At 53.7% G+C, this 15,200-nt stretch carries 13 protein-coding genes and 1 pseudogene; 6 read left to right on the forward strand and 8 right to left on the reverse strand.

Annotated elements, in window-relative coordinates; all coding sequences use genetic code 11:
• Positions 1-893: class I adenylate-forming enzyme family protein (locus PROAA_RS03025; RefSeq protein ID WP_186409915.1), on the reverse strand; the 893-nt coding region annotated here is incomplete at its 3' end.
• 344 nt (positions 894-1,237) lie between these two features.
• Here PROAA_RS03025 and PROAA_RS03030 point away from each other — a divergent pair.
• Positions 1,238-2,071, forward strand: a complete 834-nt coding sequence (locus PROAA_RS03030; protein WP_222102070.1) for an N-acetylmuramoyl-L-alanine amidase — start codon at positions 1,238-1,240, stop codon at positions 2,069-2,071.
• 531 nt (positions 2,072-2,602) lie between these two features.
• On the opposite strand, the gene PROAA_RS03035 is transcribed toward PROAA_RS03030, so the two are convergent.
• Both PROAA_RS03035 and PROAA_RS03040 read right to left on the reverse strand, forming a co-directional pair.
• Positions 2,603-2,935 carry a helix-turn-helix domain-containing protein gene (locus PROAA_RS03035; RefSeq protein WP_186409916.1) on the reverse strand — a complete coding sequence of 111 codons (333 nt, stop codon included), beginning with the start codon at positions 2,933-2,935 and terminating at the stop codon, positions 2,603-2,605.
• The gene (locus PROAA_RS03040; protein WP_186409917.1) at positions 2,932-3,279 is read right to left on the reverse strand and encodes a type II toxin-antitoxin system RelE/ParE family toxin; all 348 of its coding nucleotides are present in this window, start codon (positions 3,277-3,279) and stop codon (positions 2,932-2,934) included. The genes PROAA_RS03035 and PROAA_RS03040 overlap by 4 nt, the downstream gene beginning before the upstream one ends.
• Positions 3,280-3,612: 333 nt before the next feature.
• Here PROAA_RS03040 and PROAA_RS03045 point away from each other — a divergent pair, with 333 nt between their 5' ends.
• Together PROAA_RS03045 and PROAA_RS03050 are read left to right on the forward strand one after the other, a co-directional pair.
• Positions 3,613-3,876 (forward strand): type II toxin-antitoxin system RelB/DinJ family antitoxin, encoded by a 264-nt coding sequence (locus PROAA_RS03045; RefSeq protein ID WP_186409918.1) that lies wholly within the window; start codon positions 3,613-3,615, stop codon positions 3,874-3,876.
• Positions 3,863-4,144 (forward strand): type II toxin-antitoxin system YafQ family toxin, encoded by a 282-nt coding sequence (locus PROAA_RS03050; RefSeq protein WP_186409919.1) that lies wholly within the window; start codon positions 3,863-3,865, stop codon positions 4,142-4,144. The genes PROAA_RS03045 and PROAA_RS03050 overlap by 14 nt, the downstream gene beginning before the upstream one ends.
• Before the next feature lie 207 nt (positions 4,145-4,351).
• On the opposite strand, the gene PROAA_RS03055 is transcribed toward PROAA_RS03050, so the two are convergent.
• The gene (locus PROAA_RS03055) at positions 4,352-5,377 is read right to left on the reverse strand and encodes a hypothetical protein (RefSeq protein WP_186409920.1); all 1,026 of its coding nucleotides are present in this window, start codon (positions 5,375-5,377) and stop codon (positions 4,352-4,354) included.
• Positions 5,378-5,570: 193 nt separating this feature from the next.
• Here PROAA_RS03055 and PROAA_RS03060 point away from each other — a divergent pair, with 193 nt between their 5' ends.
• Entirely contained in the window at positions 5,571-5,945 is a 375-nt protein-coding gene (locus PROAA_RS03060; RefSeq protein ID WP_186409921.1) for a hypothetical protein, read from the forward strand.
• A gap of 177 nt (positions 5,946-6,122) precedes the next feature.
• Here PROAA_RS03060 and PROAA_RS03065 read toward each other — a convergent pair whose 3' ends face one another.
• Complete coding sequence (locus PROAA_RS03065) at positions 6,123-6,458, reverse strand: hypothetical protein (protein ID WP_186409922.1); 336 nt, start codon at positions 6,456-6,458, stop codon at positions 6,123-6,125.
• Between the two features lie 298 nt (positions 6,459-6,756).
• Here PROAA_RS03065 and PROAA_RS03070 point away from each other — a divergent pair, with 298 nt between their 5' ends.
• Positions 6,757-7,665, forward strand: a complete 909-nt coding sequence (locus PROAA_RS03070) for a restriction endonuclease (protein ID WP_186409923.1) — start codon at positions 6,757-6,759, stop codon at positions 7,663-7,665.
• Between the two features lie 260 nt (positions 7,666-7,925).
• Here the strand turns inward: PROAA_RS03070 and PROAA_RS03075 are convergent, their stop codons facing one another.
• Positions 7,926-8,192: a transposase gene (locus PROAA_RS03075; protein WP_186409924.1), complete on the reverse strand. Its 267-nt coding sequence runs from the start codon at positions 8,190-8,192 to the stop codon at positions 7,926-7,928.
• Positions 8,193-8,293: 101 nt separating this feature from the next.
• Here PROAA_RS03075 and PROAA_RS03080 point away from each other — a divergent pair.
• Positions 8,294-8,416 (forward strand): annotated as a pseudogene (locus tag PROAA_RS03080) (integrase core domain-containing protein); the annotation flags it as partial.
• On the opposite strand, the gene PROAA_RS03085 reads toward PROAA_RS03080, so the two are convergent.
• Positions 8,405-10,117, reverse strand: a complete 1,713-nt coding sequence (locus tag PROAA_RS03085) for a DEAD/DEAH box helicase (protein ID WP_186409925.1) — start codon at positions 10,115-10,117, stop codon at positions 8,405-8,407. The pseudogene PROAA_RS03080 and the gene PROAA_RS03085 overlap by 12 nt on opposite strands.
• The gene (locus tag PROAA_RS03090; RefSeq protein WP_222102072.1) at positions 10,098-14,879 is read right to left on the reverse strand and encodes a protein NO VEIN domain-containing protein; all 4,782 of its coding nucleotides are present in this window, start codon (positions 14,877-14,879) and stop codon (positions 10,098-10,100) included. The genes PROAA_RS03085 and PROAA_RS03090 overlap by 20 nt, the downstream gene beginning before the upstream one ends.
• Between the last annotated feature and the right edge of the window lie 321 nt (positions 14,880-15,200).

A 15,200-nucleotide genomic window follows, 5' to 3' on the forward strand; every position in this document is an offset into this window, starting at 1 on the left:
ACCGCTTTCGAGCACGGCGCGGCGGCGGTGATGATCCCCTTCAATCGCGAAAAATCGGTTTCGCCGAATTTCGGATGGGCGATCAGGAATTGCAGCATGGCTTCGACCGCACCAAAATTTTCGACGCGCCCTTCATGTATCAGATCGAGCACCAGGCCGGGATTGAAATCGCGCATCAGAACACTGGTGATGCCCGCATGATAAAGCGGCGTAAAGGTGTTCCACCCGCCGATGTGAAAGAATGGAAAGGTGATCAACACTGTCCTGAAAGCGCCCACGATGCCGGTGGCCAGGATGTCGAACGAATTCCAGACCATCTGCCGATGAGACACGATGCAGATCTTCGGCACGGCGGTCGTTCCACCCGTATGGACGTACAGGCAGCGATCATTCATCGCCAGCGGAATGTTCACCTCGCGTGGATCGGTCTTCAAGATCACGTTCTCAAAGACGTTCCGGTCATCATCGATATTGATCACTGATTTGACCGAGGAGGGTATCGACAAGGTCGAGACCAGTTCGGCGAATTGCTGTTCGTAAACCAGGACGCCAGGTTGCAGACGTGTCATCAGGTCGTCCAGTTCCGGCTTTTTCAGACGCTGGCTGAGCGGGGCCAGGATGATTCCGAGTTTTCCGCAGGCCAAATACAGGTCGATCGGTTCGATCCGGTTGCGGCAAATCAGCGTGATGACATCGCCTTTGCGCAGGCCCAGCACGTCGGTCAGGTAAGCGCCCACCCGGCAGGCCCGGTCGTTCATTTGCTGAAAGGTGTAGGACTGCCGGGTGAACGAGTCGTAAAGGGCGGTTCGATGCGGCGTCAGGGCAGCACGGCGTCCCGCCCAATCCCCAACCCAGTTCATGGGCAGATCGTCATAATTCTGGATGGCTCCCATTGGAATCTCCTTCGATCGTTTTTTGGCAATTATTCGAATATTGCGGAACACGGAGTCCGTAGCAAAAACATATATCGCTGGACGTACTTTTCCCCGAGTTCTGAAGGACAAGGGCAGGAATTTCAACCCCGCAACCGTGAGTATCCTCGGCCGATGCACCTCGGTCAATGTTCGCCTTGACCCAGCAACCCGTGATTGGGTGAGGGTTTGGTCGCGACTTGTGAGGACTTCTGGACTGGAAACTGAACTGGAAGCGCAATACACTGGCCCAAGCTTGCGCTGAGGTAAACACAGCGCGTTAACCACCCCCATGATCGACAAGAACCTGGCCGAAGGAGCTATCCGTGAAAATCCAGAACCACCGCCTTATTGCCGACGACGGCAAGCCCGTCAGCTATGTTGAAACGCCCAACAAGAGCGGCGTGATGACTCCCGAATTCCTGATCATGCACTACACAGCCGGCAGCAGCGCCGAGGGCTCGGTTGCATGGATGTGCAACCCGGCCGCGAAGGCCGCTGCGCATCTGGTGATCGGCCGCGACGGCAGCCTCACCCAGCTCGCCGCGTTCAACCGCGTCGCCTGGCACGCCGGAAAATCGGAATGGGCTGGTCGCAGCGGTCTGAACGGCTTTTCCATCGGCATCGAACTGGACAATGCAGGCAAGCTGGAACGGTCCGGTAACCGCTGGATTTCGGCGGTCAGCAAGCGGGCCTACCCGGATGACGACGTAATGGTGGCCAATCACAAGAACGACCGCTCCGGCACACCACCGATCGGCTGGCACGAGTACAGCGAGGTACAGCTTGAAGCCGCTGCCCAGGTTGGTCTGTTGCTGATGGAGAAGTATTCGCTCAAAGACGTGCTTGGACATGAAGACATCGCTCCGGGACGCAAGACCGACCCCGGCCCCGCCTTCCCCATGGCCAGCTTCCGGGCCCGCCTGCTGGGCCGAGCCGACGACACCATGGAGCATTATGTAACCAGCGCCGTCCTGAACGTTCGCGTCGGTCCCGGTACCGAATTCATCACGCTACCTGGCAACCCGTTGCCTGCCGGGACCAGGGTAGCGGTGCTCGAACAACAGGGCCTGTGGTGGCGGGTCGATGTGCTGGATACGGTCAACGACGTGATGGACCTAGTGGGTTGGTGCCATAGCCGCTTTCTGACCAAGGCGTGAGGCGGGCAGTGACGTGCTTCCGTTTGTCACGTCCAGAAACGGGAAAGGCCTGCGCCTGAGCGCAAGCCTTTGATTTCGTGGTAGGGCGTGAGTGATTCGAACACTACGGATTAAGAGACCGAATAAGCTATAGGATAGCAATAGTAATTAAGCGCTTTAAATAGCTCATTTCCTATCAAAGTACGTAACTAATTGTTTTAGTGAAATATTGTGCAATTGTAAATGTTTTGTTTTTGAGGTGTGTTTTTAAAATAGCCCGCCAGGCAGTGAGAAACAAAACAAAAACGTTATGTCGATATTGCGGCAAACGGGCCGTGCACTATTCACAGTTTCCTGAAGATTCTCTGGATATGTCTTTCGGGGACAATGCCCCTCTCCAGAGCACTTGCTCATACTCGCAACTAATCCAGGCGCAAGAATAGACTCGCCGGAGTCCTTTCACCTTGTAAGCAAGGTCCTGCCTACTGCTCGTCATTGCTGATTCCAGATGTGAAAGACCGCCGGCAGCAGAACTGCGCGGGCGTTAGAAAGTTACTGAACAGACAAGATAACGTGCTTGCCAGTCCTTGCCAACATGTCCACCAAGGCATCGATGGTGAATTTAATGGCCTTCTTGTTAATTACGTCGGAAACACGCGGACGTGTTACACCGAGGATTATTGCTGCTTCGGCTTGCTTGAGATGCTTGGATTCAATCCATCCTGCCAGTTCAGTCATCAAGGAGTTCTTGATGGCCAACTTTTCAGAAATGACTGCATCCGTCTCAGCTAGAAGCCGAGCTGCTTCATCGAGTTCAAACCCCAAGTCAGCAAAGATGTTTCCGCCGACAGGAGTGACGTGTGTGATGATGGATTCAGAACTCACGGTTTACTCCTTTCTTGAATAACCAGCTTGTACCGCTGCTTGGCCAAATCCTTGTCCTGCTGACTGGTTCTTTGGGTTTTCTTCTTGAAACAATGTAAGACATAAACTGCTTCAGGAAATTTGGCTACGTACATCACCCTAAAAGCGCCGTCTGGAAGCTTGATGCGGATTTCCTTTGTTCCCGCGCCAATCTCTTCAAAGGGCTTCCAGTCGTCCGGTTCATCTCCGCGTTGAACCTTGCGAAGCTGTTGGCCAGCGACCTTTCGTGCCTCCATCGGGAAAGTGTCGTCATCCGTCAAGTCCTTGTAAGAGGATCCCGCCCACGCCAATTGTTTTTCGGCCATACACCTCCCTTGCATCAAGTGTATCAAATTATGTACACGAAGCAAGAGTTTGCCCACTTTTTCTCGTAGGCTCCAAAGCGACAGAATGGGCCACTCCGACGCGCCCGATGAGTTGTGCGTGGTTGCCCAAGACTTGCGGCCGGTGCTGTTCGCATAGAAGGAAATTACATCCTCCTACCTCATGTTGGTTTTGACTCAGGCGGAAGGCAGTCCGTGCTCGTTACTACGTTGTGCCAAGCCCTGAAGGCAGTGACACTCCCGTCCGAACTGTGGTGGCTGCATTCTTGGCCCGATTGGGCTACAATGTAGCTCATTAATCAGAAGGATCAGATCATGTCCGCGAATGCTGTAGTCCGTGCCCGGATCGACGAGCACATCAAGGAAGAGGCGACTGCCGTGCTGGCAGCGATGGGGCTGACCGTCTCCGACGCCTTCCGCATCATGCTGACCCGCGTCGCCCGCGAGAAGGCTTTGCCGTTCGAGCCTTTGGTCCCGAATGCCACTACCATTGAGGCGATAAAAGAAGCACGTCGGGGCGGCTTGAAGTCGTTCGCTACTGTCGAGGATCTGATGGCAGACCTGAATGCGGACGATTGAACAGACCGGCCAATTCAAGTGCGACTACAAGCAAGAAGCCAAAGGCCTGCATCGGCCGACACTGGCCAGCGATTTTGTTACCATCGTCACATCCTTGGCGAATGATCAGCCGCTGGCCGAAAAGCACCGCGACCACGCGCTGACCGGCGATTGGAAAGACCACCGCGATTGTCACGTCAAGCCAGACTTGGTGTTGATTTACCGCAAGCCGGATGACGACGTGTTGCAACTCGTACGTCTCGGTTCACATAGCGAGCTTGGCCTGTAAGTGGTTTTCTTGGTATTTCGCGGAACGTGACCGGTGATTTCGCTAAAGCGCGAGCGCTAAGGAGATGCTCATGAGTGAAGGCTAATGTTATTGCTCCGGCACTGTGAAGTATGAAGTTTATTGGGTGTTCAGGACTGAGCAGGCATAGAAGTCCACTCAATACTTCATCGGGCCGAAGCAATAGCTTACCAACGCCGACTCTGAAAACTAAGCCCTAAGCCATGTTCCACGGCGCAAAACATGATCGAAACTGAAGATATGTTCTACGGGATTACGGCCACATTGGCCAACGAAGCGGCCACGAAAAAGCCCATGCCCCTTGTGCACCTCGACCAATCCACCACATAGGGGACACACCCCGGTAAAGCGAACCATCCGGATTACCTTGGTTCGATCCTCCTTCTTGATCACCAATACGTGTTCAAATCTCGAGTTAAGCTGAAGAATACCAGGGGCGGCAACAATACCGTCTTCCACCAATCGAAAGAGCGGCCAGACTAACCATGCCACGGCGCCGACAAAGATGCCGACCGTCAGTGTTCCCTGAAACATCTTGCGGACCGTGATATCCGACATCCAGAGATCAAGCACGACCCAAGAGCCGAAGCCAAGAAAGGCCAGGAAGATTACGGGTGGCGCGATCATAAATGCTGACCGCCACCCCTGAACATTAAATCGAAGCGGTCGTCGTAGACCGGGGATTGGATAGACCTCCATTTCCTCGATGTACTCGATGTTTCCTGTCGGTTGGACGAAAGGGCTGATTTCGACTGGAGCGGCCAAAACCGTCTTGCTGCCCTTGGGCAACGCAATCTCCAACAGGCGGAATCCGAAATGTTTCGTCCGCTTGTCCTGTTCATCGAATTTGCTGTAGGGGAAAACGCGAGCGGAGATGCCCCTCTTTTCTGCGCGCTGCCGAAGATTGGGTTCCAGACCCGGGAAGCACACCTCAAGCTTGCCCCAAGCCTTGCTGAATTTCTTGCGCCCAGTGTCTTCTTCGCTCAGCCAGTAGATCTTCTGCGCCGGCTCCAGTTCCGCACACTTCTCTCTTAGCGTGGTTACCGCAAAGCATGGATGTGGGTCACCGGATTCGGCTTGGATACGAGTGAGTTCAGCCAATGCGCGAAAAAGAATGATCCAGTCTTCGCTTCCGCGACTTGAATGTAGATCGCCTGCTGCCTCCGAAGCAATCAGTGCGGCTGCAGAAAGCAGTTCCGAATCAATGAGTTCCATATCTGTACCGGACATCATCCCGAACTCTGCCGTGTTTGTCGGCCTCGTTTTTGTCAGCATGTCTTCGCTACTTAGCCCGGAGGCCATCAATGAAATACCACGACATTATAGGCCCAGCTTTGTGCAATCCCAGCGGCCAAACCATGGCTTATCCCAAGACGAAACATGATCGATGCAAATCTAGGAGTCAAACATGATCATTATTGAAATCACCAAGCACGACGACAAAACCCAGGAAATCATTCACTACAGCATCTTTGCCTGGCTCGGGTGGCCGCTCGAATTGATCGACTCGTGTTGTCGGTACCTTGCCGAACAGGCCAGATTGGCCGTTACCGGCTCCTGTGTTGTATTCACCGGCGGATGGGTGAAAGAGCAATTTGTTCCGTCCGGCGGATTGGACAACCCCTTTAGTCATCGAGTGCTACGAACAACGACGCTGATGCCGTATCGAACCGTGACAAGGTACGAAGACCGGGCTGATTATCGGCGAGCCATAGAAGAAGGAAGCGGCAGTGCGATGTTAGGTTGCGGCCAGGCACGCCTCAGGTCAAAGAATGAACAATAAGGTGACGCCATGGAAAATCGCACCCCAACCCCAGTGGATGAACGACAAGCGAACGCTGCATCATTACCCGCATCTCAGCCAAACAAAGGTGTGAAAGACGTCCCGGTCGTTTCACACTTCCTGCAAGGCAAGCCCGCTTCGGTGACCGAGCGTTGCCGCTTGATCCGTCAATTCGTGTCAGCCCAAACCGAATGCGCCCTCGAGACCTTGCTTCGGGAAGAATTGCCGACGGTCGAAAAGGCCATCTCGCTGCTCTTGGCTGCCGTCCTGGAATCGGTGGCCAGACCAATCGAACGGGCGACGATACTCCGCGCTTTTGTCAGCGCGCTTCCAAAGAGTCTTTCCCATTTGCCATTGCCTGATGGCACCAAGGCCGCAATAACCGGGCATGTCATTGATCGTTTGATGACTCGGTTCAATGTCCGTTCCCCGGTCAGTTGTTTGCGGATGCTTCACAAGAATGCCGCTGGACTTCGTCTTGTTCAACTGCCCGTCCTCATTCAGGTCGCCCATCAAGTGCATCACCTGACGACATCGACTCATTGGCGGCTCAAGAAAGCCTGGACGCTTGTAGAGGCCAATGGCGTTATCGTGACAGCTTATTACCCGTCACGGGAGAAACCCGCGTACGCCGAGCGTAGTCCTGGCCTCAGGTCCAGAAAAGCCGTCCAATTCCATTAGTGGCTGACTTGGAAAAGCTATTTTAGACGTTACCCACGCAGGGCGAATCGAAACAATGTTATATGAATAGGAAAAGGGATAGAACATGGCATACCGATCTAAAAAATCCGAATCCGGAGTGGAAGTCTTGATGAGCCTGCCCTGGCAGGTCAGCGTAATACTTGGAGCCGTCGTCTTCGTTGGATTCAAGTGGGTTCTCCCGTCGATCTGGGCCACCAACCTGGTCCTCAGTTCCATGGCAACCGGCTTGTCCTCCATGGCCTGGTTGCCTGGAGGGCTTCTTCTGCTGATTGGTGCGTTTGCGTTTGTTGGCCAAAGGATGAAGCGTTCGAAGGTGCTCGCAACAAACAATCGAGTCTCCCAGTCAGAATGGAGACCTCCAGCATGGGCGTCAAAGGAGACGGGGAAGCGTGGCCCTCTGAGCGAACCACGGCCTGATTCGGATATCCGGATTGAACCGAGCACCAACGCCAAGGCAAAGCCGACCGAGTGGTCGCTTGAGCTGATTCGCGAAATCGAGTGGAAGCGCTTTGAGGACCTCTGTCAGAAGTTCTATGAAGCCAAGGGTATACGTTGTGAGACGACACCGCTTGGACCGGACGGTGGTATCGATATACGGATTTATCAGGACGAGTCGGGAAATGCCACGTCGATCGTTCAGTGCAAAGCATGGGGTGCCCGTTACGTTGGAGTCCAACCCGTTCGCGAACTGCTCGGCGTGATGACACACGAGAAAATAGAAAAGGCTTTCTTCATGACCAGCGGCCGTTTCTCGGATGACGCCAAGGACGTGGCGGAAGGCAACCAGATAACACTGATCGATGGCCAGATGCTGTTGATGATGCTCAAGCGTTTACCGTCAGCCGGCCAAAATGAATTGCTGACATTTGCCACAGAAGGAGATTACACCACGCCGACATGCCCGGGCTGTGGGAATAAGATGAGAAGCGTTTCGGGCAAAGCGGGGCGACCAAATTTCTGGGGTTGTCCGGATTATCCAAAATGTCGCCAAAGGCTGGGTATGAGACGCGCTGGCTGACATGGACTGAAACTCAAAAACCTTCCATAACCACGGCCCCAACATCACACTGATGGGGCGTTTCGGTGGCGCATCAAGAGTTTTCTTCGCCGGCCTATGCCCGCTCTTGACCAGTCAACGATCACACCGTACGAGCACATAACTGTTGTGCGACGAAAGAGGTGAGTAGCGAATCTAGTGAGGCTGCCAATCAGATTCCCTGACCCTATGCCTGGATTGCCGAGCAAGGTAAGTCGTATCCGCTGTTCGATGCGTGTAGCTTACTGGATGTCAGCATCAGCGGCTATACCTTCCGACGTCGCTTGCCGCGTAGAACCCGGCTCAGTGTCGTGAATCAGGGTGACCGGGAGAATCCGCGACTCGGCGACGATCGACTCGGAACCCCGCAATTGCCGACGCCACTTGTGCAACTGGTTGGCGTTGATGCCGTGAGCCATCGCTACACCCGCAATGGAGGCGCCAGCCTGGTTGCTCGCTTCGACTGCGCTGCGCTTGAATTCGAGAGGGTGGGTTCGTCTGGTTGCCATCGTGTCCGCCAAAAATTAAGCGGACACCAGCATGCGTCCGCTTAACCAAGCTTCTACGATCTTAAAAAACTATGCCAGACGGCGATGCCCGAACCGTTACGTTCATCGACCCTGGCAAGCCCTGGCAGAACGGCACTAACGAAAGCTTCAACGGCAAGTTCCGGGACGAATGTCTCGCCATGGAATGGTTCCGCAATCGGATCAAGGCCGATTCAATCCTTGAATTTTGCACAGGTTTCAGGCTTTCCGACAATCACCAGCAATGACTTTGCGCGGCTCATGCCGACATAAAGAAGTTCCTGGTTTCTGGGCAGATCAATGGTGTCCAGGCCCCACAAGATCACGATCGGGGACTCAAGCCCTTTGAATCGCTGGATGGTGTCGATCAGTACAGTTTTGGGGCTGCGAACCCCCTCCTCAATCCACGAAGCCAGTCTTGGAAGTGGAAGTCGACGCAATGCGGTGTAGTACTCAGCCTTGTGCAGAGCATCAGCAATCAGCACGGTGATATCGCCGGGCGAAACTCCCTGCTTTACAACAAGGTCAACTATTAGCGCATTGATCTTCGCGGCCTGTGGATCCCTGTTCCCCGACTCTTCAAAGTGAAGTTCATCTCCCTTGTTATTGGGTGGGCTAACCGGCACCCCCTTGTAGTGCCTGTATGCGGCCACATGGATGGGCGCAGTGTTACGGCAGTTCGTCGTCAATGAGAATGGCTCGTCGCGTATCGGAAAGGTTCCAGCACGAGCGTAAATGTTCTGGTTGTCGTCGTAGAAGACGTAAAGAGGACTTGTTTCGTAATCCGTGAGCAGAAGCTCAAGAGGTACCCAGAATTCTTCGCGGAAATCTTGGCCCTCATCACAGACGATCGCGTCGTATCGGTCAGGTAATACATCGAGGGAGTAACCCAGCGCATTCGGCAGTTGGACTTCGTACAGATCCTTGCCCGGGTACGTGACTTTGGCTTCCGCCACCAAATCTCTACCAGACGCTCGATTGGCCCGTTCTACCTGACGATGGCACAGCTGATGGAAACCCACCACATCAAGGTTGGGTGTTGCCCCACAGACGTTCGACAGATGGTCGGCCAGTTGCCGGTTGTAGCAGGTCAGAAGTGTCTTGAAGCCTTCGGCGGCGAGGCGCCGTGCTTTTTCGAGAGCGAGAACGGTTTTACCAGTACCAGCTCCGCCGCTCACGGCGACTCGTCTGTGGGATCGCAAGAAATCTAGTACGCGAATTTGATCCTTGGTGAGTACGAGTCGTCGAGCTTCCTGCTCAGCCAACTGAGACGAAACCAGTGGAGTAACTACAAAGGACCTGGCGAACACATCTCGAAACACGGCCAGACCACGCCGGCCAATGGGAGTGAAACTAGAGGCATCGTTGCCCCAGTAGGTAAAGGCCGCATCTATCCATGATTTGGGGCTCTGGAGATCTTTTGAGCAGCCAATGAGCGTTGCGGGCATGTCGGGGCGACTCAATACGCTGGCGTTCCCAACGTCGGGGATGAACACTGCGTGACCCCGGAGAACATTGTGGAGTGCCAGATCCTTCCATCGTTGATGCTCATTCAGCTTGGAACGAATGGAATACTTCGCCTTCAGTGCCTGATTGATCGGGTTGTTGATGGGATGTTTATGCTGATGCCGATCAACCGAAAACCAGTCACCGCTGAGGGAATCGAATCCGACACCACCACCCTTAACCTCAACGCAAAGGTACCCGAGATCTGGGTGGCAGACTAGAAAATCTGTTTCACCGTCCTTTGCTTGCTCTTCCTCGCGTCGAAGAATCCAGCCGACCTGAAAGAACACTACGAAATCGGCTGGCAGGCCATCGCGGAATGCACGATAGACCTTGGCTTCTGCTTGTGACGGAAGATCCGCAAGTTGAGCTTCAGACAGCTCAGGAATCATCGTCGCCATTTTCTTCCTCTACTACTTGCATCGTTTGGAGATTCAGGGTGACTGTTCGCCGCCCGAGGTTTTCAAATTCGATCGACATGACACGCGTGGAGCCGCGCAACTCCATTGACTCGATACGGCCAAAGCCAAAATGCTGGTGCTTCACCCTGGCACCGGCGATAAAGGCGAGCGCAGGATCGGCGCGCTCATTAGCCACAGCGTCACGCCAGTTGCCGTCGAACATAAACGATGTCACTTGTGTGGCCGGGCTGCGAATGGGATGCACGCGAGTATGTTGAGGGTCAGAAACGAACTCGACAACGTATAACCAGTAGCGATCGCCATAGTCCTGGGCATTGCTGAACTGGAGCCGGGACAGGCCAACACCTGTCTGATTCCATTCACCATTGACACCCTTTACCTCGATAATTCGATCCTCTCCGGTTATCGGGTTACGGCTGATGATGTCGTAGCCCGGGTGAGTCTGCGGCATTGGGTCCGGCTCCCGACCTCTGGCCTTCTCATAGGCGCATACCGCCTCACGGGATACAACCTCAACGGCAAGGTTATGTTCGGAAGGGTTGTCTTCACTATCCAAGTCGGTTTTGCTTTCCGATTTTTTGCGAACATAGGAAAGTAGCCGCCGATCCCACTGCTCCTTGTGCTTTGGGCGAGACTTCTTCGAACCACCACTGGTGGGCGACGAACTACGGTGGCCACCGCCATGTGGGTGTTTTTCACCGGCTCCGGAATCTGTATTCTTTGAAGTGCCCGGTTCGGGTTGCGATGGTTTTTGAACTGGGGCGTCCGGGCTATTCGATCTAGGAGGAGAGCCGTTGGGCTTGTTCGTTGCAGTCCTGGGCTCCTCTTGAGTCCCAGCTGGCTTTGCTGGTTCTGGAGCATCCGATGGTGAAACAGCCTCAGGGTCATAGTCTGACTCGCCACTGCCACCAATATCGTCAAGTGATGGTGACGTTAAGTCTTCATCCGATATTCCAAGATCCGCCTCCAGGTGTGGAACGCCATCATCAGTTAGTTCCCTATGAGCCTCCTCTACCGACTTGGTCATGAATTGACGGGTCATCACGACCAAATTTGTGATCTCCGCTCCCGATTCCTCTGGCATTAGTTGATGAAACATTGCCTTCAGAACAGGGGACCAACTACGATCCCCGACTGGCCGAGCAAGAATTAGATGCCCCTGGTCGATATCAAAAAATGCCTGCGTTGATGATGGTGGTGCGTTCACTGCCGTATCACCAAGATTTACTGTCGCCTGGATTCGAACGACGTCGTAACTGAATGCCGAAAGCTCATTGAGTGCTTTCGTTATCCGACGTTTTGCTGATGTCGGTTTGTTATGCAGCAATCTGGCGAGCACTTCAGATCGTTCAAGCAGCTTGTCAGCGAACGAAGTTTCAGTCCGCTTTTCCCCGTCAACAAATTCGAGCGCCACCTCGGCGCACTCGCTGAGCCGCCGGACCCCAACGCGTTCCAGCAAAGGCCAGAGCTCCGGAGCCGGCTTGCAAAGTGCCCTGTTGAGCTCCCCGTTGAAAAAGGCTGCGTGCCATTCGCTGTCTTGAAGCAACAATTCATCAGGATGCGTCGCTTGGCCAAGTAGATTAAGGATCGCGGGGGACTGCTGTAACCGGGTGAGTTCTTCATCACCAAGCTCTTCTTCCGAGTCAGCTGTGGCAATGCCATTCAGACAGGCCTCATACACTCCACGATCAGCCCCGGCGATAGGCTTACCCTGCTCAAAATACTCACCCACGACGTCCAGCAGCAGATCCACATAGTCTTTGGTGTCGGGAGCATTCTTTACGCCAATAGCCGAAAACAGCGGCTTAAATCCCTCCAGGTTCGCGGGGATCGAGAACGCAAAACGACCGAGTTGCTGTGCTGTCCAATACAACTGATTGGGTCGAACGAACGACTTCTGACTCTCAACGTAAATGCAGCGCGTGTTCTTGAGTCGCTGAATATCGGGGTCCGAATCCTTCGCACGCTCATTCAATATTTGGTACGTAAAAATGTGCGGATCAATATTGCGTTCGGAGCAGTACAGAAGATGCTTAATGACGAGATCAGTCTCTGGCTCGGTTTCAACGCCAAGTTCGACGAGGAATTCCTTCTTAAGCCGGTTTGACGTGTAGTCGAGGATATAAACCTGCGACCTGAATGCTTCCGACCGATACGGGGCATACAGATTTGATGCCGAATACCAACTCTCCTCGTCACCGTCGCCCGGAAAACAGTCAGCCTCCTTGAGGTCCTCAATCGCGTCCTGGAATACTGATTTATCTTTCCATGCCTCAAAGTTGTCGCACAAGACATAAAAAGCTTCTCCGCTGGCTCGTCTAGTGTCCTCCGTGGGCAGAAATTTCTCAGCGATGTAGAGGATTCGATCGACAAGGTGGCGGGCAATCGGAGACCGCCGAATGCCAAGCTCGTCCAGGAAGCTGAATACCGATCGTGCATTGGGAATGCGTGTGGGGTCGACCCATAAATGCGTAGCGTCGCCCAGGACTTTTACCAATTCATCGGTTCGGCGATAGGTATTGCCAGGCTTTGACCAGTTCCCGTCCTGTGTTGGAATGAGCGGGAGGGAAGCGAGTAACCTCCTGATGTTGTCGTCGTTGATCAGCGATGGATGTTCTGCCAGCTCAGTTACTAATCGTTGATACTTCGACGCATCGATAGGCCCATCTTCATCAAAGAATCTTGGCAAAACGGTCTGGACGAAGGCTTCAATCGTCTGACTTTGCACGCCAAGTTTGCTCGATACGAACTCTCTGGCCGAATCGGTTAGAGCGCTCGGATCAAGAAGATCTGCCTGGCCAGTTGGGTCGTTGAAATTCCCGGGCAGTAACGCCTGGTCTGCCTTTACCAGCCCTTTGCTGGACAACCAGACCGGCAGGGATCGCAGTGTTTTGTAAACGGAACGGTCCACCGAAGATTGGCGGTCCAGGTCTGCGAAGATGCTGTAGAGATCCCGCAGGTGCGCCTTTTCACTGCCGATCACATCTTCAGCAGATTCGGAACTCTCGATCTCCGATTCCAAGTGGGACACAACATTGGCGAGCCCAAGCGACGTAACCAAGCGCGCAATTTTTGGAAAACCAAGCAGGTGCCGAGAGAGAATCGCCAATCTGGGCAGCAACGAAGCAACTTGGTCAGCGCGAAGTGGGTGCTGGGCAATATAGGACTGGCTAATCGTTACCAAGAAAGAATCTTCGGTAACGACAAAAGGAATACCCAGCAGCTTGTGAACAGATGGGTTGAGCGAGCTGGGTTGTGTGCTGCTTTCTGGCAGCAGGTCGTTAACAATGCTCCACAGCGGACGATAAAACCCCTCGACCTTCTGGTCAGGAATCTCGCTGACACCAGCTTCATGGCTTGCAAATGCCGTAGCCATCAGATTAATCAGGCGTTCCAGGGTAAGGATTGGCGCCCCCAATTGGTTCAAAGCATTCTGGTAAGGTCGAAGATCCTCGATGACAACTCGGCCACCCATTTCACCCAAGGCCTTCACCTGAAACTCATTCAGTTGCGACCTCGGCAAGAGCACTCCACTAGGCGGCTGAGTGGTACCGTCTTGAGCAAGAGCAATCCGGGATTGAGAACCGGTCGCCTTGATACGCTCCCAGAATCTGGCGAAACAGCTCGGGTGGTGCTGAGATTTTGAAAGATCATATGCGCGGCCAATAATTTGCCACAGTTGGGCATGACCAAGCATCTGTAGAAGCGCTTCGGGATCTCGGGCTAACTCTGCTGCTGCCGCATCGATGAGCATTTCATTCCATGCTTGCTGATGCTGGTGGCCAGCAAAAACGATGGCTTTTCGGTCGGACTCGGGAAAGAAGTCTGCATTTATGTGCAGAGGCAAGCCAGTCGATTGTTCCGTTGGCAGGAATGCGTACAGATACCCCTCTGTCAATGGTTCTGGATCAAGCCGGAGCCCGATACTGATGCTTGTCCCACGATTCAATGCCTCGAGCCGAGGATGGCTTGGATACAGTTTCTCGGCAGCAGCCTTGGCATCAGCACGCAAAATTCGCCAATGCTCAACAACTTCAGTCGGGCGAAAACTTACGACGAGGCTTGAGTCGTCACCTCGGTCAAGATCGCAGCCAAGTAGTAGTTTTCCATCTCGCCTGACCTCTGCCTTTCGGACATGGCGGAGGAACAGCAGACTCTTCCGCAGAACGCTCTGAATGTCGTCTGTTAGTTGGTCGATATGTGCGGGGCTGACATGGGATACCCCGAGCGCCTGACGCGCATCGGTATTGGGATCTGTTGCCCAGGGAAGGAAGAACGTGGTTCCGTCAGCTTCAGGGACTGACTGAACAGCGGCGTTTTCTGTCTCTGGTAGCAAGACCAGCTTGATTCCAGAAGACTGGATTTCAGGGTGGTCAGCGATTTGATATGTCGATACAAAGCCAATGCCGAATCGACCGATATTCTCTGATTTCTTTAGTTTGCCGCCACTGGCGACCTTCTTGATTCGATGAAAATCACAGGCGTACTTTTCTGTTTGTTGGAGCTGGCAAATTCGATCGCTTAGGTTTCCACAGTAGCTGAATGTGCCGCTGTTCCAGACCCGGAGCCCATCCTTCGTGATATCGAAAACAACCTCATCGGCTTCGGCGTCATCCGCATTTTGGATGAGCTCCAGGGCCATAACGTCGTAACCTTGGAGCGCCTCGAGATGCGACTTAATGGTGCCGATGAGATCCGAATCGTAATCAACGATTGTTTGCGCGTCGTTATGGTTGCTCATCCCCTTGATTCCACCCTGTGTCGAGCTGCTAGTTGTTCTTCGTAAGCAATATCATACTGGCATAAGCGTTGACTCCGCCAGCTTTTGATACGCAGACTCAAAAGACAAGCAGGTTCAAGTCGACACCGAGGTTATGTGGAGCGGCTGGTAAAGAGCACCTCAGAAGGCGCACTGCAAGGTGGATTTCAAGGGAGCAAGGCGTTATGGGCAACACAATTTCCGGGGCAGTGGAGTCGCCTAGCCGTCAGAACAAGACGTAACTATGTCGCAGCAATGATCAGTGTATCTCTTTGTTCTTGTACTACGATTAAGAGACCAAAT

The organism is Candidatus Propionivibrio aalborgensis (assembly GCF_900089945.1).
Lineage (GTDB): Bacteria > Pseudomonadota > Gammaproteobacteria > Burkholderiales > Rhodocyclaceae > Propionivibrio > Propionivibrio aalborgensis.